The organism is Microbacterium sp. OVT16B (assembly GCF_019969705.1).
Classification (GTDB): Bacteria; Actinomycetota; Actinomycetes; order Actinomycetales; family Microbacteriaceae; genus Microbacterium; species Microbacterium natoriense.
This window is the reverse complement of sequence record NZ_JAHXZA010000001.1, coordinates 3147376-3168833: the sequence shown is the minus strand read 5'-3', so window position 1 is coordinate 3168833 and position 21458 is coordinate 3147376. Positions and strand designations below refer to the sequence as shown.

At 68.6% G+C, this 21458-nt stretch carries 25 protein-coding genes; 16 read left to right on the top strand and 9 right to left on the bottom strand.

All coding sequences use genetic code 11. From position 1 onward, the window contains the following. The first annotated feature begins 93 nt into the window (after positions 1 to 93). Positions 94 to 510, top strand: a complete 417-nt coding sequence (locus LC438_RS15010; RefSeq protein WP_105675503.1) for a helix-turn-helix transcriptional regulator — start codon at positions 94 to 96, stop codon at positions 508 to 510. A gap of 224 nt (positions 511 to 734) precedes the next feature. Here LC438_RS15010 and LC438_RS15005 read toward each other — a convergent pair whose 3' ends face one another. Beyond that, complete coding sequence (locus tag LC438_RS15005; protein ID WP_223587052.1) at positions 735 to 1532, bottom strand: ABC transporter permease; 798 nt, start codon at positions 1530 to 1532, stop codon at positions 735 to 737. Then, positions 1529 to 2413 (bottom strand): ATP-binding cassette domain-containing protein, encoded by an 885-nt coding sequence (locus LC438_RS15000; protein WP_223587051.1) that lies wholly within the window; start codon positions 2411 to 2413, stop codon positions 1529 to 1531. The genes LC438_RS15005 and LC438_RS15000 overlap by 4 nt, the downstream gene beginning before the upstream one ends. 118 nt (positions 2414 to 2531) lie before the next feature. Here LC438_RS15000 and LC438_RS14995 point away from each other — a divergent pair, with 118 nt between their 5' ends. The 13 genes from LC438_RS14995 (at position 2532) to LC438_RS14935 (ending at position 13140) form a co-directional block, all read left to right on the top strand. Further along, positions 2532 to 3464 carry a TetR/AcrR family transcriptional regulator gene (locus tag LC438_RS14995; protein WP_223587050.1) on the top strand — a complete coding sequence of 311 codons (933 nt, stop codon included), beginning with the start codon at positions 2532 to 2534 and terminating at the stop codon, positions 3462 to 3464. Positions 3465 to 3503: 39 nt separating this feature from the next. Next, positions 3504 to 4433, top strand: coding sequence for a cyclase family protein (locus LC438_RS14990; protein WP_105675511.1), 930 nt, complete (start codon positions 3504 to 3506; stop codon positions 4431 to 4433). Between the two features lie 75 nt (positions 4434 to 4508). Continuing rightward, positions 4509 to 4700, top strand: coding sequence for a helix-turn-helix domain-containing protein (locus LC438_RS14985; protein WP_105675513.1), 192 nt, complete (start codon positions 4509 to 4511; stop codon positions 4698 to 4700). 100 nt (positions 4701 to 4800) lie between these two features. Further along, positions 4801 to 4899, top strand: a complete 99-nt coding sequence (locus LC438_RS14980) for a 30S ribosomal protein bS22 (protein ID WP_003792170.1) — start codon at positions 4801 to 4803, stop codon at positions 4897 to 4899. Between the two features lie 81 nt (positions 4900 to 4980). Then, positions 4981 to 5283 carry a rhodanese-like domain-containing protein gene (locus LC438_RS14975; protein ID WP_105675515.1) on the top strand — a complete coding sequence of 101 codons (303 nt, stop codon included), beginning with the start codon at positions 4981 to 4983 and terminating at the stop codon, positions 5281 to 5283. Further along, on the top strand, positions 5280 to 5567 hold the full coding sequence (locus LC438_RS14970; protein WP_105675517.1) for a glutaredoxin family protein: 288 nt from the start codon (positions 5280 to 5282) through the stop codon (positions 5565 to 5567). Before LC438_RS14975 ends, LC438_RS14970 begins: the two co-directional genes overlap by 4 nt. Beyond that, on the top strand, positions 5564 to 5866 hold the full coding sequence (locus tag LC438_RS14965; RefSeq protein WP_223587049.1) for a Dabb family protein: 303 nt from the start codon (positions 5564 to 5566) through the stop codon (positions 5864 to 5866). The genes LC438_RS14970 and LC438_RS14965 overlap by 4 nt, the downstream gene beginning before the upstream one ends. A gap of 130 nt (positions 5867 to 5996) precedes the next feature. Next, a complete protein-coding gene (locus LC438_RS14960) occupies positions 5997 to 6812 on the top strand; it encodes a basic amino acid ABC transporter substrate-binding protein (RefSeq protein ID WP_105675521.1) in 816 nt (271 codons plus the stop codon). A 34-nt stretch (positions 6813 to 6846) separates the two neighbouring features. After that, positions 6847 to 7644: an amino acid ABC transporter permease gene (locus LC438_RS14955; RefSeq protein ID WP_105675523.1), complete on the top strand. Its 798-nt coding sequence runs from the start codon at positions 6847 to 6849 to the stop codon at positions 7642 to 7644. Further along, positions 7641 to 8396: an amino acid ABC transporter ATP-binding protein gene (locus tag LC438_RS14950; protein ID WP_105675525.1), complete on the top strand. Its 756-nt coding sequence runs from the start codon at positions 7641 to 7643 to the stop codon at positions 8394 to 8396. Before LC438_RS14955 ends, LC438_RS14950 begins: the two co-directional genes overlap by 4 nt. 110 nt (positions 8397 to 8506) lie before the next feature. Continuing rightward, positions 8507 to 9808, top strand: coding sequence for an esterase family protein (locus tag LC438_RS14945; protein WP_223587048.1), 1302 nt, complete (start codon positions 8507 to 8509; stop codon positions 9806 to 9808). Beyond that, a complete protein-coding gene (locus tag LC438_RS14940; RefSeq protein ID WP_223587047.1) occupies positions 9805 to 12192 on the top strand; it encodes a bifunctional lysylphosphatidylglycerol flippase/synthetase MprF in 2388 nt (795 codons plus the stop codon). Before LC438_RS14945 ends, LC438_RS14940 begins: the two co-directional genes overlap by 4 nt. Before the next feature lie 579 nt (positions 12193 to 12771). Then, a complete protein-coding gene (locus LC438_RS14935; RefSeq protein WP_105676081.1) occupies positions 12772 to 13140 on the top strand; it encodes a hypothetical protein in 369 nt (122 codons plus the stop codon). Positions 13141 to 13219: 79 nt separating this feature from the next. On the opposite strand, the gene LC438_RS14930 is transcribed toward LC438_RS14935, so the two are convergent. From LC438_RS14930 to LC438_RS14905, 6 genes are all read right to left on the bottom strand, one after another. Next, a complete protein-coding gene (locus LC438_RS14930) occupies positions 13220 to 13399 on the bottom strand; it encodes a DUF1508 domain-containing protein (protein WP_105675965.1) in 180 nt (59 codons plus the stop codon). Between the two features lie 108 nt (positions 13400 to 13507). Further along, positions 13508 to 14587, bottom strand: coding sequence for an ABC transporter ATP-binding protein (locus tag LC438_RS14925; RefSeq protein WP_105675968.1), 1080 nt, complete (start codon positions 14585 to 14587; stop codon positions 13508 to 13510). Continuing rightward, positions 14584 to 15378 (bottom strand): ABC transporter permease, encoded by a 795-nt coding sequence (locus LC438_RS14920; RefSeq protein WP_223587046.1) that lies wholly within the window; start codon positions 15376 to 15378, stop codon positions 14584 to 14586. The genes LC438_RS14925 and LC438_RS14920 overlap by 4 nt, the downstream gene beginning before the upstream one ends. Then, positions 15375 to 16304 carry an ABC transporter permease subunit gene (locus LC438_RS14915; protein WP_223587045.1) on the bottom strand — a complete coding sequence of 310 codons (930 nt, stop codon included), beginning with the start codon at positions 16302 to 16304 and terminating at the stop codon, positions 15375 to 15377. The genes LC438_RS14920 and LC438_RS14915 overlap by 4 nt, the downstream gene beginning before the upstream one ends. Then, the gene (locus LC438_RS14910) at positions 16301 to 17440 is read right to left on the bottom strand and encodes an ABC transporter substrate-binding protein (protein ID WP_223587044.1); all 1140 of its coding nucleotides are present in this window, start codon (positions 17438 to 17440) and stop codon (positions 16301 to 16303) included. Before LC438_RS14910 ends, LC438_RS14915 begins: the two co-directional genes overlap by 4 nt. Positions 17441 to 17642: 202 nt before the next feature. Continuing rightward, positions 17643 to 18158 carry a GNAT family N-acetyltransferase gene (locus LC438_RS14905; protein WP_223587043.1) on the bottom strand — a complete coding sequence of 172 codons (516 nt, stop codon included), beginning with the start codon at positions 18156 to 18158 and terminating at the stop codon, positions 17643 to 17645. Positions 18159 to 18183: 25 nt separating this feature from the next. On the opposite strand from LC438_RS14905, the gene LC438_RS14900 reads away from it, so the two are divergent. Further along, on the top strand, positions 18184 to 19014 hold the full coding sequence (locus tag LC438_RS14900; protein ID WP_223587042.1) for a TSUP family transporter: 831 nt from the start codon (positions 18184 to 18186) through the stop codon (positions 19012 to 19014). Positions 19015 to 19171: 157 nt separating this feature from the next. On the opposite strand, the gene aspS is transcribed toward LC438_RS14900, so the two are convergent. Further along, positions 19172 to 20953 carry an aspartate--tRNA ligase gene (aspS, locus tag LC438_RS14895; protein WP_223587041.1) on the bottom strand — a complete coding sequence of 594 codons (1782 nt, stop codon included), beginning with the start codon at positions 20951 to 20953 and terminating at the stop codon, positions 19172 to 19174. Between the two features lie 129 nt (positions 20954 to 21082). Here aspS and LC438_RS14890 point away from each other — a divergent pair, with 129 nt between their 5' ends. Beyond that, on the top strand, positions 21083 to 21457 hold the full coding sequence (locus tag LC438_RS14890) for a DUF5684 domain-containing protein (RefSeq protein ID WP_105675982.1): 375 nt from the start codon (positions 21083 to 21085) through the stop codon (positions 21455 to 21457). Position 21458 lies beyond the last annotated feature (1 nt).

Here is a 21458-nt window from a genome sequence, read left to right as displayed (position 1 = left end):
CGTGTTCGCCCTCACCGCCTCGTGCGGGTCGAGAGACCTGCTCGACAGGCCTTCGTCATGGTACTCCGTGCCGCGGACGACTAGCCTGAACTCATGACGGACATCTTCGACGTGATCGCAGACGGTACGAGGCGCGACATCCTCCAGCTCCTTCTGCGCCGCGGCGACGAGGGAGAATCCGGCATCAGCGTGAGCCAGATCGTCGCCGACCTCGGAATCAGCCAGCCCACCGTGTCGAAGCACCTGAAGGTGCTGCGGGACGCGGAGCTCGTGAACGTGCGTGAAGACGGCCAGCGCCGGTTCTACAGCCTGGCCGTCGAGCCGCTCGGAGCGGTCGACGACTGGCTGGTCCCGTTCCTGGTCGACGCCTACGGCGACGACGCGCCGGACATCGACTACCCCGGTCAGCCCCTTCCCGACGGGGCGGCGCACGCCGCCGAGGTCGTCGGACGAGCGGCAGCCTCCGCCAAGCACGTCGTCGCGAACGCCCTCAAGAGGCTCAGCGCCTGACGGCATCCGTCGTCCTCCGAACGGCGCCGCCGATCGGAGGACCCGCCCGAGACGGGCGACGCCCCTGACGACAGGGGGCTTGTCATCAGGGGCGTCGTGCGGACCCCATATCCGCGGCGGTCCGAGCAGTGCCCGGCTCGGACCGTGGTGTCAGACTCCCAGAGCTGACTGTGCGGATCCGGGACGATTCCTATGCCTTTGCTGTGGCGGGCGCGAGTGAACCCTCACCGCCGCGCGGCCTTTCGACGGAACAGCCAGGACCCCCACAGCACGGCCACGACGAGGATGAGCAGGCACCAGCCGATCGCCCACAGCGGCTCCGCGTGCAGGGGAGCGTGGGTGAGGAACCCGCGGAGGGAGTCCACTATCGGGGTGATCGGCTGATGCGCCGCCACCGGCTGCAGCCACGACGGCATGCTCGCCACCGGGACGAACGCGCTGGAGAGATAGGGCAGGAACAGCAGGGCGAACCCGTAGCCGTTCGCGCCCTCAGGGCTTCCCGCCGCGAGTCCGATCGCGGCGAACAGATATGTGATCGCCAGGATGTACAGCGCGATGAGGGCGGCCGCCCCCGTCCACTCCGCGAACGAGGCCTCGGGCCGGAAGCCGACGAGGACCCCGACGCCGATCACGACCGCCGTCGCCAGAAGGTTGCGGAGCAGACTGGCGACCACATGGCCGGTGAGCACGGCGCTGGCCCTCAGCGGCATGGTCCGGAATCTGTCGATGATGCCGCTGCGCATGTCGTTCGCGACGTAGACGGCGGTGGATGCCGCTCCATAGCCCGCGCAGGTCAGGATGATGCCGGGCACGACGTAGTCGACGTAGGCGCCGGACGGATCGATCGCCCCGCCGAACACCCACGTGAACATGAGCATGAGCGTCACGGGCAGCATGATCGCCATGACCAGCGATTCGCCGTCGCGGAGGGAGTGACGCAGGCTCCTGCCGACGAAGACCGACTCGGCGGCGAAGCCGCGCAGGGGAGGGCGGGGCGCGATGGCGAGGGATGCGGTGCTCATGCGTGCTCCTCCACGTTCGTGGTTCCGGCGGTGACGGCGAGGAAGACGTCGTCGAGGGTGGGGCGACGCAGGGTGACGACCCCCTCGGCCGCGGTGTCGGCGAGCCGGTCGAGCGCTCGCCGCAGGTCGGCGACGCTGCCGTCGGTGGGGATCGCGTTCAGCAGCTCTCCGCGCTCGTCGTGAAGTTCCACGGTGTCTCCGCCGATGCGCGCCTTGAGCGCGGAGGGCGTCCCGAGCGCGGCGATCCGACCGTCGTGCAGCACGGCGATGCGATCGGCGAGCTGGTCGGCCTCCTCCAGATACTGCGTGGTGAGGAAGACGGTGGTGCCTGCGGCGGCGAGGGAGCGGATGATGTCCCACAGGTCTCGTCGACTGCGGGTGTCGAGGCCGGTGGTCGGCTCGTCGAGGAACAGCACCTCGGGGGTGACGACGAAGCTGAGGGCGAGATCGAGCCGTCTGCGCATCCCGCCGGAGAAGGTGCGGACGACACGATCGGCGGCGTCGACGAGGTCGAACCGCGCCAGCAGCTCCTCGGCGCGCAGCCGTGCCGCCGCACGGTCGAGACCGGCGAGGCGCGCGAACATCGCCACGTTCTCGGTCGCCGTGAGGGCATCGTCGACTGCGGCCGACTGCCCGGTGAGGCTGATGCGCTGCTGCACCTCGGTGCGCTGCGTGCCGACGTCGTAGCCGGCGACCGTCGCTGTTCCGGCATCCGGTGCGATGAGGGTGGTGAGGATGTTGATGGTGGTGGTCTTGCCTGCCCCGTTGGGGCCGAGCAGGGCGAACACCTCGCCGCGCTCTACCGAGAAGTCCAGGCCGTCGACGACGGTCCTGTCTCCGAAGGCGATGCGCAGCCCGTGCACGTCGATGGCGGTTGTCATCGTGTCTTCCCTTCCGTCTGTGATGGACTCCACGCCGGGCGGAAACTGTGTATGCCCAACGCAACTGTGTATGACCATAACACACTGTTTATTTAATAAACAGAAGTAGGATGGCTCCATGACCGAGAACGAAGCACCGGAGCTGCCGCGGGGCATCGCCCTCGCCTGGGGCGTCGCGGCGAATCCGCAGCGCGGCCCGAAGCGGGAGATGAGCGTCGAGCGCATCGTCGATGCGGCGGTCGACCTGGCAGACGCCGAGGGCATCGGCGCGGTCTCCATGGCCGCCGTGGCAGCGAAGCTCGGCTTCACGCCGATGTCGCTGTACCGCTACGTGAGCGCGAAGGACGACCTGCTGCTGCTCATGCAGGAGCAGGCCACCGGCCTCCCGCCCGAGTCGCATCTCGACCACGACGGCTGGCGGGACCGCCTGCGTGCGCTGTTCGAGGCCCAGGTGCTGCTCTACCTCCGGCATCCGTGGATGCTGTCGCTGCCGATCAACGGATCGCCGATCACCCCGAACAGCTCCGCCTGGCTCGACGCGAGTCTCGCGGCCCTCGGGCAGACGCCGCTGACAGCGGAGGAGCGGCTCGCCGTCGCTCTCGCGGTCACGGGCGACGCGCGGTGGTGCGGGATCGTGCAGGCGGGGTACACCGAGCAGGCTCGGGGCACGGGTCTCTCCGCAGACGAGGTCGCAGAGCGCGAAGCGGCGCTCTATGACCGGGTCATAGACGCCGAGGGCTTCCCTGCGCTCCGTCGCGCTATCGACGAGGGGATCTTCACCTCGGCGGCCGACCCTTTCCGGTTCGGCGTCGAGAGGCTCCTGGACGGCGTCGCCGCCTACATCGCGGACCTCGATCGCGGCGAACCGCACGGGGAGGCACAGGACTGGATCCACCTCGATCCTGCAGAGCTCGCGGGTGACCGCCGCCTGAGGGAGGCGCAGAAGGCGGTCAGGGAGGCGGAGAAGGCGCTGCGAGCGGCCCGCAAGACCGAACGGCAGGCGCTGCGCGAGGCGGGGGAGCGTCTGGCGAAGGCGAGGAAGGTCGGCTGATCGGCCCGTCCCGATTCCTGCCTTTGCCATGATGTGCTCATGGTCACCGCACCCGTCGAGCACCGCGCCCACTTCGACTTCTCGATCTCCTTCGCCAACGGCGGGGGGATGAGCGGGGAGGGCTTCCGGCTCGACCTGCCTGGCCCGGAGCTGCGCGAGGCCGAGATCGCCGCGCTGCTGGTGAAGCACCTGGGTCTCGCGCTCGTGGGCGAGGTCGAGCTCAGCGGGGTGCGCATCGTCGAGGAGCCTCATCGCGGCAGCAGAGGAGTGGATGCCGTTCCGGTCGAGCGGCCGAGGGTGATCGACCTCAGCCATCCCATCGAGGCTGGTCTCATCACCTACCCCGGCCTTCCGGCCCCGACGATCACCTCGCATCTGACCCGCGAGGACTCCAGAGCGAAGTACGCGCCGGGCACGGAGTTCGCCATGGACATCATCACGATGATCGGCAACACCGGCACGTACCTCGACTCCCCGTACCACCGCTACGCCGACGGCGGAGACCTCGCCTCGCTGGAGCTGAGCGGGCTCGTCGGGCTCCGCGCCGAGGTCTTCCACCTGCGCGACGCCTGGACCGCCGACCGCCGAGGGATCGGCGCGGCCACCCTCGCCGACAGGGAGCTCTCCGGAAGCGCCGTGCTCCTCGACACCGGGTGGAGCCGCTTCTTCGGCGCCCCGGAGTACGGCGCGGGCTCTCCGTTCCTCACCGAGGAGGGCGCGCGGTTCCTCGTCGACGAGGGGGTCCGCCTCGTCGGGATCGACGCGCTCAACATCGACGACACGGAGAACGGAGGGGAGCGGCCGGCCCACAGCATCCTGCTCGCCGCCGGAGTCCACGTGGTGGAGCATCTGACGAACCTCGACGAGGTCCCGGCGCGGGGTGCGCGGTTCACGGCGGCTCCGCCGGCGGTGCGCGGGTTCGGCACATTCCCCGTGCGGGCGTTCGCGACCGTGGGACCGTCCCACTGATCACAGGGGCCACATGGGTTTACACACGTCCCAGGCAACACATAGAGTGTGCACATCGAGAAAGGGGTACGTGGGATGCCCGAAGTTCCTGACGTCAAGTTCCTGACGGTGGCCGAGGTCGCCGAACTCATGCGTGTGTCGAAGATGACCGTCTATCGGCTGGTGCATGCGGGGGAGCTGCCGGCGATCCGCTTCGGGCGCAGTTTCCGCGTCCCCGAGTCGGCCGTCGCAGAGGCTCTGCAGCGTCCGATCGCCGACGTCGGATAGCACTCCGCTGGTTTGCTAGACTGTTCCGAGGCATTTTTCCGTGCCCGTACCCGGGTGTCCGCCACGTGCGACGCCCAGCCCCTGACTTAGTGAGGTTTCCGTGGGTTCTGTCATCAAGAAGCGCCGCAAGCGCATGGCGAAGAAGAAGCACCGCAAGCTGCTTCGTAAGACTCGCCACCAGCGCCGCAACAAGAAGTAAGCGGCCAGACACCGAGCGCCTGTCTCCGGACGGGCGCTTTGTGTCTCTGCCCGCGTCTCGCCACATCGCCAGGAGGATGCCATGAAGTCGATCACCGTCGCCGAGCTCGCCGCCCGTGCGAACACCCCGCTCATCGATGTTCGCGAGGCGAATGAGTTCGCCGCAGGTCACGTCCCCGGGGCCGTGAACATCCCGATGTCCGAGATCGGCAACCGTCTCGAGGAGCTTCCCGCTGAGGCGTTCGACGTGATCTGCCAGCTCGGCGGGCGTTCGGCTCGCGTCGTGGAGGCGCTCGAGGGCCGCGGCTACGACGTCACGAACGTCGACGGCGGCACGGCCGAGTGGATCGCGGAGGGCCGCGAGGTCGAGGTCCCGTCGGCGTGACGACGCTGACCCTGATCGGCAAGCCCGACTGCCACCTCTGCGACGTGGCATCCGAGATCATCGACGCGGTGGTCGCCGAGCTTCCGGATGCCGCGGCCGAGAGCATCGAGATCGTCGAGGCGTCCATCGCCGACGACCCCGCCCTGTACGAGCTGTGGTGGGAGAAGATCCCCGTCGTGCTGATCGACGGAGAGCTGCACGCCCACTGGCGGCTGTCGGCCGACCGGCTGCGCGCCGCGCTCGAAGAGGCAGTGACCCGTGACGCATCGAAGGAGTCGAAATGACGATCCGCCATGTCGTGAGCTGGAAGCTCGCCGCTGAAGACGGCGCCGTGCGCGCCGAGCAGGCCGCAGAGGTCGCCCGTCGGCTCAACGCGCTCGACGGCGTCGTGCCGCAGCTGCGTTCGATCTCGGCGGGAGCGAACGTCGCGTTCACCGACGTGAACTGGGACGTGACGCTCGTCGCCGACTTCGACTCGGTCGAGGCGATCGAGCAGTACCAGGTGCACCCTGCGCACGAGGAGGTCGCCGTGTACATCCGCTCGGTGGTGTCGTCGCGTGTCGCCGTCGACTTCGAGGTCTGAGCCTCGCGCACTTGCAACACAAATGTGATGCGCTGAGGCCCTCAGCCGTCGTGCGGTCCGCTGACCGCATGTCAAGATGAACTCCTACCCGTACGTGGGCGTGATCCGCCCCCGACTCACAGGAGCTGACATGCAGCGTCGCAACATCTTCGCCGGGCTCGCCCTCGTGGCGACCGCCACCCTCGCTCTCGCCGGCTGTGCCGGCGGATCCACCGGTGCGGGTTCTGGCGGCGGCTCGACCGACGACCCGTACGGCCTCGTCGACGCGGGCACGCTCACCGTCTGCTCCGACATCCCCTACCCGCCCTTCGAGTTCGAGGGCGGCGACAACGGCACCGGGTACACCGGCTTCGACATCGACCTCCTCGGGGCCATCGCGAAGAAGCTCGACCTCAAGCTCGCCGTGCAGGACGTGGGCTTCGAGGCGCTCCAGTCGGGCACCACTCTCGCCAACGGCACGTGCGACGTGGGTGCGTCCGCGATGACCATCACCGACGAGCGCAAGAAGAACATCGACTTCTCCGAGCCGTACTACGACTCGCTGCAGTCGCTGCTCGTGCGCACCGACTCGGGCATCAAGAGCATCAAGGACCTCGACGGCAAGAACGTCGGCGTCCAGCAGGGCACCACGGGCGAGACCTACGCGACCGACAACGCGAAGGGCGCGCAGCTCGTGCAGTACCCGTCCGACGGCGAGCTGTGGCCGGCGATCCAGGCGGGCCAGATCGACGCGATCCTTCAGGACCAGCCGGTGAACCTCGAGCACGAGAAGGCCGACAGCGCGTACAAGATCGTCGAGACCTACAACACCAAGGAGTCCTACGGCTTCGCCTTCGAGAAGGGCAAGAAGACCGAGCTCCTCGACGCCGTCAACGGCGCGCTGAAGGATCTCCGCGACAGCGGCGAGTACCAGACGATCTACGACACCTACTTCACCGCACACTGAGCGGCGAGCAGGCGAAAACAGGAGGACCTTGACAATGGCGTTGAGGCGCACTCAAAAACAGAAGCTGTACCGGTACATCGTCTACGCGATCCTGATCATCCTGGTCGTCTGGGCTGCGGTGACGACGGACTGGGGTCGGATCGGGCCGCTGTTCTTCGACCCCGAGATCGCGGCGAAGATGTTCCCCGGGATCATCACGACCGCTCTCGTCAACACGCTGTGGTTCACCGCCGTGGCGTTCGCGGGTGGGCTGCTCCTCGGCGTGCTCCTGGCTCTGCTCAAGATGTCGAGCATCGGACCGTTCCGGTGGATTGCGACGGCGTGGATCGAGCTGTTCCGCGGTCTCCCCGCGATCATGACGATCTTCGCCATCTCGCAGGTGCTCCCGATCGCGACCGGGATCTCCGGCCAGAAGCTCGGCGGTCCCGTGGTCCTCGGCCTGATCGGTCTGGTCCTCGTGGCCTCGGCCTACATGGCGGAGACGATCCGTGCAGGACTCCAGGCCGTTCCCAAGGGGCAGACGGAGGCAGCCCGATCGCTGGGCATGTCGCCTTTCAAGACGACCTTCTGGGTCGTCGTGCCGCAGGGGTTCCGCATCATCATCCCGCCCCTCACGAACGAGTTCGTCCTCCTGCTGAAGGACACCTCGCTGCTCTTCGTGGCGGGGTCGTTCATCTGGTCGAAGGAGCTCACGAACTTCGCCAAGGATGCGACGACGCAGAATCAGAACGCCACGCCTCTGGTCATGGCGGCGATCCTGTACCTGATCGTGACGATCCCCCTCACGCGGTTCACCGCGTACCTCGAGCGACGGATGGCGAACCAGCGATGATCACCGACCTGATCGATGTCCACGCCCCCGCGATCGACGTGCAGGGGCTCGTCAAGACCTTCGGTGAGAACGAGGTGCTCAAGGGCATCGACCTCACCGTCACCGCCGGCGAGGTCGTGTGCGTGATCGGCCCGTCCGGTTCGGGCAAGTCGACGCTGCTGCGCTCGGTGAACCTGCTCGAGGAGCCCACGGGCGGCAAGGTGCTCATCGAGGGCATCGACATCACCGACCCCGACATCGACATCGACCGGGTGCGCACCCGTATCGGCATGGTGTTCCAGAGCTTCAACCTCTTCCCGCACATGAGCGTGCTCGGCAACCTCACGATCGCCCAGCGGCGCGTGAAGAAGCGGGGCAAGGAGGAGGCCGAGAAGGTCGCGCACGAGATGCTCGCCCGTGTAGGCATGGGGCACAAGGCCGACGCGTATCCGACGCAGCTCTCGGGCGGTCAGCAGCAGCGTGTCGCGATCGCGCGAGCGCTCTGCATGAACCCCGACATGATGCTGTTCGACGAGCCGACGTCGGCTCTCGACCCCGAGCTCGTGGGCGAGGTGCTGCAGGTCATGCGCACTCTGGCTGACGAGGGGATGACGATGCTCGTCGTCACCCACGAGATGGGCTTCGCGCGCGAGGTCGGCTCTCGGCTCATCTTCATGGATGGCGGGCACATCGTCGAAGAGGGCGATCCGCGCGAAGTGCTCGGCAACCCGCAGCACCAGCGCACGAAGGATTTCCTCTCGCGCGTCCTCTGACGAGCCTCAGCAGACTCCGAGCGGGCGCATAGCGCACGCCTAGGAGTCATGCGGGGGAGCGGTCCTACGATCAGGTCAGCACGACACGTGGTCGCGGGAATCGAGGGGGCATGCTTGCTGGGCTTCTGGGTCTCGACATCTCCGGGGGCCTGCTCCCGCTGATCGTGTGGAGCGCCACCGCGCTTCTGCTCGTCGCTCTTCCGATGCGGAAGACGTCCATCAGGCGCGCACGCCGGATGGTCGTCGCCGTCGCGGTCGGGGCACTTCTCGGGGCGGTCGCCTGCTGGGCGATCGACGCCTTCGATGTGTTCGGCACTCCACTGCCGGACGCGGTTCCCTGGTGGGCCGCAGGAGGTTTCGCCGGGGTCGCGCTCGGGATCGTGCACCTGTGGGATTCGGGGCTGTGGCGGAAGGCGATCGCCGTCCTCGCGATCCTCTGCTCGCTGCTGTCGACCGTGCTGGGGGTCAACGCCGCATTCGGCCTCGACCGCACGCTGGGCGACCTGCTCGAGCTGTCGGCGCTGCCCCCGGCGGGGACGTTCTCCACACCGCTCCCGACGCCCAGCTCCGACCCGCCGCTCGCTCAGACCTGGCGTCCGCCGGCCGACATGCCGGCGCACGGGGAGGTCCGACAGCTGTCGGGAGCCCAGCGCATCCCCTCGACCGCCGGCTTCGAACCCCGTGACGCCGCCATCTACCTTCCGCCCGCGGCGCTCGTGAAGGACCCGCCGGCGCTCCCCGTGATGGTGCAGATGATGGGCCTGCCGGGGAGCCCGTCGCCGACCGCGATCCAGACCGCCGTCGACGCCTTCGCGGCAGCGCACCAGGGACTCGGGCCGATCGTGATCGTGGCCGATCAGCTCGGGGCCTCCGACCAGAACCCCGGGTGCGCCGACTCCCGTGCGTACGGAGGCGTGGAGACGTACATCAACACCGACATCCCCGAGTGGATCCGCACCCACCTGCGCGTGCTGCCGGGGCCCGCGAACTGGACCATCAGCGGATACTCCAACGGCGGCGCGTGCTCCTTCCTCTACGGCGCGGCGCATCCCGAGATCTGGGGCTCCTTCGTGAGCATCTCCGGGGAGGAGTACCCAGGGATGGAGAACCCGACGCCGGTGCTCGAGAACGCGTTCGCCGGTGACCGGGCCGCGTTCGATGCGAACAAGCCCGAGACCGTGCTCGCGCAGCACCCCGGCGCCTATGCGGACCGTTTCGCGCTGTTCACCGCGGGGGCGGACGATCACGTTTACAGTCCGGCGGCGCAGCGTGGGGCTGAAGCGGCGAGCTCTGCCGGATTCGAGACCCAGTTCTTCTCGATCCCCGGCGCCGGTCACGTCGGGCCCGCTCTCTCCGGCGGGCTCGACGAGGCGCTGCGGGTGCTCGCGCCGCGATGGGGGCTGGTGTCATGATCACCCGCGCGCTGAGGCACCTGCGCGCCCATCCGGTGTCGTCGTCGTTCGCCGCGACCCTCGTACTGACATCGCTCGTCTGCGGCACTCTGTGGAGGGCTCATCCGCGCTGGCTCGCGGCGAGTCCGGCAGCGATCGCCGACGGGCGCTGGTGGACGCCGTTCACCGCGCTGCTGGTGCCGGACTCGCTGATCGAGCTGATCCTGACCCTGCTGCTGATCCTCACGGTCCTCGCGTATGCGGAGCGGCTGCTGGGGACCGTCAAAAGCGTCCTCCTGATCGTGGGCACCGGAGTGCTCGGGACTCTCGCGGGTATCGGCACACAGGCTCTCGCGGCATCGCAGGGCGCGGTCTGGGCGCGAACGGCCGAGCCGGTGCTCGACCCCGCGATCGGCGTCGTGGGAGCGATCATGGCGGCCAGCGCCTTCGCCCCTGCGCTCTGGCGTCGGCGTATCCGACTGCTGGGATTCTCCCTGCTCCTGATGTTCGCGCTGTACGGAGGCGACGTCGACAGCGTGTACCGGCTGTTCTCGGCGGTGATCGGAGTCTTCGTCGGAATGGTGCTCGCGCGTCGGGTGCGGCATCCGCTGTGGCACCGCAGCTCCTACGGCGAGGTGCGGGCGCTCGTCGCCGCCGCGGTCGCCGTGACAGGACTCGGGCCGCTGATCGTCCTGATCACCGGGGTGGGCGTCGGGCCGCTCTCTCCTGTGATCGCGGGATTCCGCGGCACCGGCGTCGACGCGATCCTGACCCGCTGCGCGGCGCAGCTCTCCGATCGCTGCGTGGCCGGGCTGGGCTTCGGGACCTGGTCGCTCCTGTCGAGTCTCGCGCCGGTTCTCCTCAGCCTGATCGCGGCCATGGGGTTGCGGGCCGGGAGGAGGGCGGGGTGGATCCTCGCGCTCTTCGTGAACGTCGGGAGTGCTGCGCTCATCGGCGTGAGCCTGGGCATGGACGACCTGCGGCATCCGGCGGAGATCGTCGCCATCGACCGGGCGTTCCCCGGCTTCGCCGTCGTCGCCCTCCTCGTCCCGATCGCGATGGCCGCTGTCCTGCTCGCGGCCCGTCGGCCGTTCGCGGTGAGGGCAGAGAGCAGTGCGGTGCGGCGCTTCGCCGTCACTCTCTCTGTCTCCGCAGCATCCGTCCTGGTCGTCGGGGTCGTCGTGGTGCTGCTGTCTGGCGGAGACATCGGCTTCGCTCTGCTGGACTCCCTGCGGCGACTGCTGCCTGCGGGGTTCACGCACGGGCACCCGCACACGCACTTCGGCGGTGTGGCCCCACTCGTGAGGCACCTGATCGGGGTGCTGTTCTGGATCGTGACGGCGTTCGCGATGGTGCGGCTGCTGCGTGCGCCGGCGATCGGCGCGTCCGTCGATGAGAGCGATCGCCACCGTGCGCTCCTGCACGCGCACAGCGGCACGCTCGGGTTCCTCGGCACCTGGGAGGGCAGCCGGCACTGGTTCACCCCGGATGGCGGCGGGGTGATGGCCTATCGGGTGATCTCGGGCATCGCGATCGCCGTCGCCGATCCGGTCGGCGCAGACGCCGCGGCGACCGTGCGCGGTTTCGTCGACTTCTGCGATCGGCAGGGGTGGATGCCGGTGCTCTACAGCGTGCACGACGAGACGCTTCCGGTGACGCGTGCACTGGGGTGGACGGAGATCCCCGTCGGCGAGGAGACCGTGGTGCCGCTGGAGGGCTTCGGGCTCGAAGGGCGCTCCTGGGCGAAGGTACGCCAGCCCTACCGGCGTGGGGAGCGCGACGGGCTGCGCGCCGAGTGGACAAGGTGGCATGATCTTCCCGCCGGGCTGTCGGCGCAGCTGGAGGCCCTCAGCGAGCACTGGATCGCGGAGAAGGCGCTGCCCGAGATGGGCTTCACCCTGGGCGGTCTCGACGAGTTGAAGGACCCGGACGTGGCGTTGATGCTCGCCATCGGAGCAGACGGCGGCCTCCAGGCCGTGACCAGCTGGTTGCCGGTGTGGGAGGGCGGCGAGCGGGTGGGGTGGACCCTGGACTTCATGCGGCGTGCGGATGACGCGATGCCCGGCGTGATGGAGTTCCTGCTCGCGTCCGCCGCGCTGCGGATGCAGGGAGAGGGGCTCGCGGTGATGAGCCTCTCCGGGGCTCCGCTGGCGCAGACCGGGGAGATCGGCGACGGCACGATGTCGGAGCTGCTGTCGTGGCTGGGGCGCGTGCTGGAGCCGGCGTACGGGTTCCGCTCGCTGCTGCAGTTCAAGGCCAAGTTCAATCCGGAGTACCGGCCCCTGTACATGGCCTACCCGGATCCCGGTCGGCTGCCGGCGATCGGGCTGGCGCTCGCCAGGGCCTATCTCCCGCACGTCACGGCGTCGGAGTACCTGGCACTGGCGAGGACTCTGCGGCGCTGATCCTGCTCGCGTCGGTCCCTCACTTGTGCGGGATTCCACGTCTGGATGCTCAGCTCGCGACGCCTGCTTGTTACGCTCGCCCATGCCGGTTCACGGGGGTGTGCCGGCTTCTGGGGGGCTGCTCACGTCGATCCGCATGCGGATCGTGCGCGGGCAGCCATGCTGTGGGGCAAGGGGGAAGCGATGGCTCTATTCGGGCGTCGGCGCCACGGAATCGACGTGCGCACAGAGCGTGCGGAACCGGCGGCGGGGGCGGCATCGGGTGGTGATGCGCTCGCGGTGATCGAGGAGCTCTTCGCGTCGACCGTGTCGTCTGCTGCGGATTCGCTCACGTTCTCGTGGACGGCCTCCGAATCGGAGACCGTCAGCGCTGCGCATCATGTCGCGCTGAGCGCTTCGGACGCGGGACTTCCTGCTCTCGACGTCGATCGGAGCGACGGTGCGGCGAAACGGGCACGAGCGGCCGCGACGGAGACGATCCCGAGCCTTCACGTGACCCCGGACAACTCTGCGATGCGGGATCGAACCCTGCGCGCAGCATCCATCAGCCACACCGGCAGCGAACAAGAAAGAGCAGCAATGGCACATCTCGAACAGTCCGTTCAGGACCTCCTGTCGATCGACGGCGCGACCGGAGCGGCCATCGTCGACTCCGCGTCCGGCATGGCACTCGGACAGGGAGGGCACCCCGGATTCGATCTGGGCGTCGCGGCCGCCGGCAACTCGAACGTCGTCCGCGCGAAGCTGCAGACGATGAAGGAGCTGGGGCTCGCCGGGCAGATCGACGACATCCTCATCACGCTCGACGAGCAGTATCACCTGATCAACGTGCTGAACGGCGCGGGCGCCGAAGGCCTGTTCATCTACCTGGTTCTCGACCGGTCGAAGGCCAACCTCGCCCTGGCCAGGCACAAGCTGGCCGCCGTCTCGGCGCAGATCGAGATCTGAGGGCGAGAGTCCGACCGACGAGGAGACCCCCTGCCTCGGCCGAGGCAGGGGGTCTCCTCGCGAATCTGAGGACCGACGGTCAGTCGGTCTCGACGATCTCGGAGTCGGCGTTCCGGCGGATCGAGTCGATGCCGTTGAGGGCTCCCGACTTCGAGGAGTAGCCCTCGCTGGACAGCGCGATGACCTCGCCGTTGCCCGCCTTCAGACGGAACCGGTACTCGCCGGACTTGTCGGTGTACAGCTCCCACTTGCCTGCCATGAGGCGTCCTTTCTCTTCGGATCGAGGGAACGACGCCCCTCCCGGGAACACGCTAGCCCCGGGATGCAGCGGGGGGAAGGGCGTCGTCACGAATCGTCGCGGCGGTGTTCAGCCGCGCGGATGCACCGCGACGGGTTCGGGGGACACGGCGATGCGCACGCGGTCCCCGAAGGCGGGGTGGATGCCGGGGGAGTGCTGCAGACGCACCAGCTCACCCGACTCCGTGCGCACCAGGGTGCGCCGCATGCTGCCGAGGAAGGTGCTCTCCTCGACGAGGGCGTCGGTGGCGGCATCCGCCTCCGATGCGAAGTACACGTTCTCCGGGCGCAGGTACACGTCGACGGGGCCGTCCGCGGGGTTCTGGAGCGGAAGCCGCTGCCCCCACACCGTGACGTGATCGCCCTCGGCCACTCCGGAGACGACGCTGGAGAGCCCGACGAATGCGGCCACCCCTGCCGTGGACGGCGTCGTGTACAGCTGCTCGGGAGAGCCGATCTGCTCGATGCGGCCGGAGTTCATCACCGCGATCCGATCGGACACCGCGAGGGCCTCCTCCTGGTCGTGGGTGACGAACACCGTCGTGATGCCGAGCCGCAGCTGGATGCGGCGGATCTCGTCGCGCAGCTGCACCCTGACCTTCGCGTCGAGCGCGGAGAGCGGCTCGTCGAGCAGGAGCACCTTCGGCTCGGTGACGAGAGCCCTGGCGAGTGCCACGCGCTGCTGCTGGCCGCCGGAGAGCTGATGCGGGAAACGGTCGGCGAAGTCTGCGAGGCCGACGAGAGCGAGGGCGTCGAGGGCCCGCGCCGCGGCATCCGCCTTGCCTGCCCCACGACGACGCAGCCCGAAGGCGGTGTTGTCGACCACCCTCAGATGCGGGAACAGCGAGTACGACTGGAACACCATTCCGATGTCGCGCTTGTTCGTCGGTACGCGGGAGACGTCCCCTCCGCCGAGGAGCACGGCGCCCTGGTCGGCGCCCTCGAGGCCGGCGAGCACCCGCAGGAGCGTGGTCTTGCCGCAGCCCGACGGGCCCAGCAGCGAGACGAACTCGCCCGGAGCGATGTCGAGGTCGACGCCGTGCAGCACGGTGGTGCCGGCATAGCTCTTCACGATGCCCTGCAGCTGCACGCGGGTGCCCTCTCCCGCCTCGGCGAGGAGGATATTGTCGGCAGTCCGGGGAAGAGTCATGAGCGGGCCTTTCGGGTGCCGCGGGCGAGGCGGCCGATGAGGAGGAGCAGGGCGAAGACGAGCAGCAGCGCCAGCAGCGTGAAGATCGCCGGGGCATACGGGTCCTGCTTTCCGACCACGACCATGGCGGTCTGGAACACGGGCCGGTTCAGCAGCGATGCGATCGTGAACTCGCCGAGGACCACGGCGATCGAGATGAGGGAAGCGGCGAGCAGCCCCTGGCGCAGGTTGGGTGCGAGCACCCGGAGGACGACGGTCGGCCAGCTGGCACCGAGCGAGCGCGCGGCCTCCGAGAGGGTGCGCAGATCGGCCGCGTCGATGGATGCCTGGATCGAGCGGTAGGCGAAGGGCAGAACCGTGATGCCGTATGCGAACGCGAGTGTCCAGGTCCCGGTGCCGAGTGCCCGCCCGATCTGCAGGTAGATCGGGGCGAGGCCGACGACGAGTACGATCGCGGGGATCGAGATCGGCAACAGGGCGACGAACTCGAACACCGGCTTGAGCCTCGTGAAACGAAGATTCACGAGGATCATGGTCGGTGCGAGGATCAGCAGCACGATCACGACCGTGACGAGGGCGAGCACCAGCGAATTGCCGAGACCGATCCAGATCGGCTTGATCGCGGCGGACTTCACCGGGTCGAACAGGGCGATCCAGCGCGCGAACGAGAGGCCGCCCTTCGGATCGCGCAGCGTGTACAGCAGCGTGGAGACCAAAGGGATCGCGAAGAACGCACCGACGAGGATGCCGATGATCCAGCGGGTCAGTGGCGAGGGGCCGAGGCGGTTCATGCCTGCCACCTCGCAGCCCGACGCTGGATGGACGAGTACAGCGCCATCACGATGCCGACGATGACGATCATGCCGAGAGCGAGGGCCCCTGCGAGGTTCTCGCGGCCGAGCACGGTCTCGCTGGTCAGCGCCGTGCGGATCTGCAGGGGAACGATCTGCGACCCCTGGCTGGCGAGGGCCGCCGCGGTCGCGTACGACGAGAACGCGTTGGCGAACAGCAGCAGCAGGCTGGCGAGGAACGAGGGCGCGAGCACCGGGATGCCGATGCGCAGCCAGAAGCTCGTCCTGGTGCCGCCGAGCGTGAGGTTGGCCTCGGCCCACTGCGGCTTGAGAGCGGCGAGGGCGGGCATGAAGGTGATGACCATGAGCGGGACCTGGAAGTAGATGTAGGGCAGGATCAGCCCGGGCAGCTCGTACAGCCACGTGCCGTTCTCGTAGATGTTGAGACCGAACGTGTCCTTGAGGAGGAGCGTCATGACGCCCTGGATGCCGATCGTCGCGATGAAGGCGAAGGCGAGCATGACGCCGCCGAACTGGGCGAGCACGCCGGCCGCGGCATCCACCGTCTGACGGACGATGCCCTCGGGGTTCATGCCGAGGAGCGCATAGCAGACGAGAGCGCCGACGACCGCTCCGACGGCGGCGGTCAGCAGCGACAGCCAGGCGGAGTTGGCGAAGGTCGTGAGCACGACCGGGTCGACGAGGGCGGTCAGGTTCGTCCAGGTGAAGCTGCCGTCCTTCGTGAAGAAGCCCGAGCCGATGGAGAGCACCGTCGGGACGGCGAGGAACAGGACCACGTAGACGGCGAAGGGGACGAGTCCCAGCCAGGAGAGGGAAGGGGCGAACCGCCGGACCCGCGAGGGTCCGGCGGTCGGGGTGGGGGCGGATGCCGCGGCATCCGCCCCCGTCAGCGCAGTCGAGGTCACTGGACCGCCGCTGCCCACTTCTCGCCGAGGAGCTTTCCGGCGTCGGCGGACTGCTTCTCGGTCGGGACGACCGTCTTCTCCGGAGCCTCGGGGAGCTTCGCGAGGAGGTCCTTGTCGATCGTTCCGGCCTCGGTCATCGCGTCGACGCGCGCCGGGCGTGCGCCGCCCTTGAGCCACAGGTTCTGCACGTCGTCGCTGTACAGGAACTCCTGCCACAGGCGCGCGGCCGCCGGGTGCGGGGCGTCAACGTTGATCGCCTGGTTGTAGTAGCTGGAGTAGCCGGTGCCCGGGAGGACGACGACCTTCCAGTTCTCGTTGTCCTTCTGGTGCGACGTGTTCAGGTAGTCCCAGTCGAAGACGACGGGCGTCTCACCGCTCGCGACGGTCGAGGTGGTCACGTCGACCTTGAGCAGGTTGCCGGCCTTCTGCAGCTTCGAGAAGAAGTCGATGCCGGGCTCGAAGTCGTCGAGGGTGCCGTCGGACTGCACGGTGGCGAGGCCGACCGCCGCGAAGGCCGCTCCGGCCTGCGTCGGGTCGCCGTTCAGCGCCACGGCGCCCTTGTAGTCGGCGCCGAGCAGGTCGTCGAGGGTCTTCGGGGCGTCGTACTTCGACGAGTCGTAGCCGATCGACATGTACCCGCCGTAGTCGCCGACGAAGAGACCCGTGGACTCCTTGAGGTTGTCGGGGATCTCGTCCCACGTCTGCACCTTGTAGGGGGCGAAGCTCTTCGTGTTCTGCAGGGCGACCGCGATGCCGAGGTCGAACACGTCGGGTGCGGTGTCGAGGCCCTTGTTCGTCTCGGCGGCCTGGATCTCCTCGGCGCTGGACACGTCGGGGGAGGCCTCGTTGATGGTGATCTCCGGGTACTTCTTCGCGAAGAGATCGAGGATCTCGCCGTAGTTCGCCCAGTCGCGGGGGAGGGCGATGACGTTGAGCGCGCCCTCGGCCTTGGCTGCGGCCTCGAGGTCGGCGAACGTGCCGAAGTCGGAGACGGAGGTCGCGGATGCCGCGTCGACCTTGTCGCCGTCAGCGGCGGGAGCGTCGCCGCCGGATGCGCATCCGGCCAGGACGAGCGCGGCCGTGGCGGCGAGGGCGATGCCGGCGCCGAAGCGGGCGCGGCGGGGGAAGTGTGCCATGAGGGTCCTCTCGGTGTCCGGCGCGGGTACGCCGGGTCGGGTTGCGAGTGGACGCTACGGGGTGGAGGTTGCCGATCGTCGCGGGTCGGGTGAACGACAGATGACCGGGTGGTGGCTGACGGATGCTGCGTGCCGGCTGACGCCCCGGGGAGAGGCGCCGCGGAGAGGCGCCGGGAAGAGGCGCCGGGAAGAGGCGCCGGGGTCAGTCCTGAGGGATGCGGAGCTTGAAGCCCACGTGCGAGCCCGTGTAGCCCAGCCGCTCGTAGAAGCGGTGCGCGTCGACGCGGGCGGCATCCGAGGTGAGCTGGACCATCGCCGCGTCCAGCGCGGGGGCCGCGGCATCCGCCACCCAGCGCATCATCGCCGACCCGATCCCCGATGAGCGCAGATCGCTCCGGACTCGGACGGCTTCGACGAGGAGCCGCCGTGCGCCGCGGCGGGCCATGCCGGGGATGGACGTCAGCTGCATCGTGCCGACGACGCGGCCGTCGAGCTCGACGACCACCAGGTCGTTCGACGCCTCGGCGAGGATCTCTGCGAGGGCGGTCTCGTACGCGGGACGGTCCTCGGCCGAGGCCACGTCGCCCCGCGCCGCGCTGATCGGGTCGTCGGAGAGCAGAGTGATGAGAGCATCCGCATCGTCAGCCGTCGCGCGCCTCAGCGTGGCCCGTCCGGCTCGGGATTCGAAGACGTGCGGCAGCGGCAGGGCGTCGAGCATGCTCCCAGTCTGACATCCTGGGCGGATGGACATCGGCGCTGTGCTCGGGCTGGAGCAGCTCACCTGGGGCATGCTGATCCTCGTCGTGATCGCCGCGTTCGCCGCCGGCTGGATCGACGCCGTCGTGGGTGGCGGCGGTCTGCTGCAGCTGCCCGCCCTGCTCCTGATCCCCGGGATGGCTCCGGTGCAGGCCCTCGCGACGAACAAGCTCGCCTCTGTCTTCGGCACGGCGACGAGCAGCATCACCTACTACCGCAGGGCCAAGCCCGACATCCGCACGGCGGTGCCGATGGCGGTGATCGCGCTCATCGGGTCGTTCGGCGGGGCGGCGGTCGCGACGGTGCTCCCGTCCGCCGCGTTCAAGCCGATCATCGTCGTCGCGCTCTTGGCCGTGGCGCTGTTCACGGCCTTCCGCCCGCAGATGGGGGCCGCGACGCAGCTGCGCTTCAGCGGCCACCGGCATCACATCGCGGCGGGGGCGGCCGGCCTCGGAATCGGCTTCTACGACGGCATGATCGGCCCCGGTACCGGCACGTTCCTCGTGATCACCCTGGTCGCTCTCCTGGGATACGACTTCCTGCAGGCGAGCGCGAAGGCGAAGATCGTGAACTTCGCGACCAACGCCGGGGCGCTGCTGCTGTTCATCCCGCACGGCTCGGTGCTGTGGCTGCTGGGCGGCATCCTCGCCGTCGCGAACGTGGCGGGGAGCTACCTCGGGTCGCGCATGGCCATCTCCCGCGGCACGACGTTCATCCGCGTCGTCTTCCTCATCGTGGTCATCGGCCTCATCGCGAAGCTCGGCGTCGACGTCTGGAACGAGAACATCGCCCCGGCGCTCGGCCTGCCCGGTCGGTGAGCGGCTCCCTGTCACCGGTCGTTGAGCGAGGAGCGAAGCGACGAGACGAAACGCCCCATGCTCCGGGGAACATGAGGCGTTTCGTCTCGCTTCGCTCGCTCAACGACCGGGTGGTTTCGCTCGCTCAACGAGCGGGTGGTCGGGCGCCGTGCGAGGGTCAGGCCTCGTCGTCCTCCGGGACGAAGTCGACGCCGGCCTCGGCGCGCTGCTCGGGGCTGATGGGCGCCGGAGCCGAGGTGAGCGGGTCGAAGCCGCCGCCCGACTTCGGGAAGGCGATCACGTCGCGGATCGACTCGCTCTTCGACAGGTGCTGCAGCACGCGGTCCATGCCCAGCGCGATGCCGCCGTGCGGCGGTGCGCCGAACTTGAACGCGTCGAGCAGGAAGCCGAACTGCTCCTGTGCGACCTCATCGCTGATGCCCATGACCTCGAACACGCGCTTCTGCACGTCTTCGCGGTGGATGCGGATCGATCCGCCGCCGAGCTCGGAGCCGTTGCACACGATGTCGTACGCGTAGGCGAGAGCCGAGCCGGGGTCGGTGTCGAAGGTGTCCTCGAACTCGGGCTTCGGGCCCGTGAAGGCGTGGTGCACAGCGGTCCATGCCCCTGCGCCCACGGCGACGTCACCCGAGGCGACGGCATCCGCTGCGGACTCGAACATCGGAGCGTCGACGACCCAGGTGAACGCGAACTCGTCCGGGTTCAGGTAGCCGAGGCGGCGGCCGATCTCGACGCGCGCGGCGCCGAGGAGCGCGCGGCTCTCCTTCGCCGAACCCGCGGCGAAGAACACGCAGTCGCCGGACTCGGCGCCGACGAGCGCCGCGAGCCCTGCCTGCTCGGCCTCGGACAGGTTCTTGGCGGCGGGGCCGCCGAGCGAACCGTCCTCGTTGAAGAGCACGTAGGCGAGGCCGCGGGCGCCGCGCTGCTTGGCCCAGTCCTGCCAGGCGTCGAGCTGCTTGCGGGGCTGTGAGGCTCCGCCGGGCATGCGAACGGCGCCGACGTACTCCGCCTGGAACACGCGGAACGGCGTCTCAGCGAAGTACTCGGTGGCCTCGACGAGCTCCAGGCCGAAGCGCAGGTCAGGCTTGTCAGAGCCGTACTTCGCCATGGCGTCGGCGTACGTGATGCGCGGCAGCGGGGTTTGCACCTCGACGCCGATCGTCTTCCACATGGCGACGACGATCGACTCCATGAGGGCGATGACGTCTTCCTGGTCGACGAAGCTCATCTCGATGTCGAGCTGCGTGAACTCCGGCTGACGGTCGGCGCGGAAGTCCTCGTCGCGGTAGCAGCGCGCGATCTGGAAGTACTTCTCCACGCCGCCGACCATGAGCAGCTGCTTGAACAGCTGCGGCGACTGGGGCAGCGCGTACCAGCTGCCCGGGTGCAGGCGCGCGGGCACGACGAAGTCGCGGGCGCCCTCGGGGGTGGAACGCGTGAGCGTCGGCGTCTCCACCTCGGTGAAGTCCTCGGCGTGCAGCACGTCGCGGATCGCCTTGTAGACGTTCGAGCGCAGACGGAGAGCGGATGCCGCCGCAGGACGCCGCAGGTCGAGGTAGCGGTACTTGAGGCGAGCCTCCTCGCCCACGTTCTCGGTCTCGGCGAGAGCTGTGGAGACCTGGAACGGCAGCGGGGCCGACTCGTTCAGCACGACGACGTCGCTCGCGATGAGCTCGATTTCGCCGGTCGGCAGGTTCGGGTTCTCGTTGCCGTCCGGGCGACGCGACACCTCTCCGGTGACCTTGAGAACGAACTCGTTGCGCAGCGGGTGGGCCACCTCTTCGTCGCGGATGACGACCTGGGCGATGCCCGAAGCATCCCGAAGATCGATGAACGCGACTCCTCCGTGATCACGACGACGATCGACCCAGCCCGTGAGGGTGACGGTCTGACCGATGTTCTCGGCTCGCAGGGAGCCTGCGGAGTGAGTGCGAAGCACGGAGGATTCCTCCTGATCTGGGAAATGATGAACCCGCCCATTCTACGTGGGCGCGGATCGCCTCCCCGCCTGTGTGGTGTCGATCAGTATGATCGCCTCGACACAGCCATCACACAGAAAGGATGCATCGTGGACTCCAACGGCATCTCCGATCTCTACGCATCGATCTTCTCCGGCACGACCGGTCTGATCGCGCTCGTCTTCTACGTCCTGGTGGCCATCGGCCTGTGGAAGGTGTTCTCCAAGGCGGGGTACCCCGGCATCCTCGCGATCATCCCGATCGTGAACATCGTCATCCTGGTGCGCATCGCCGGGATGTCCGGATGGCTCGCACTGCTGTACCTCATCCCGATCGTCGGTTTCGTGTTCGGCATCATCGTGGCGATCAAGCTCGGTGAGCGCTTCGGCAAGGGCGGCGTCTTCTCGTTCTTCCTGCTGTTCCTGTTCCCCTACATCGGCTACCTGATCCTCGGTTTCGGCGAGTCCCGCTACAGCAAGGCCTGAC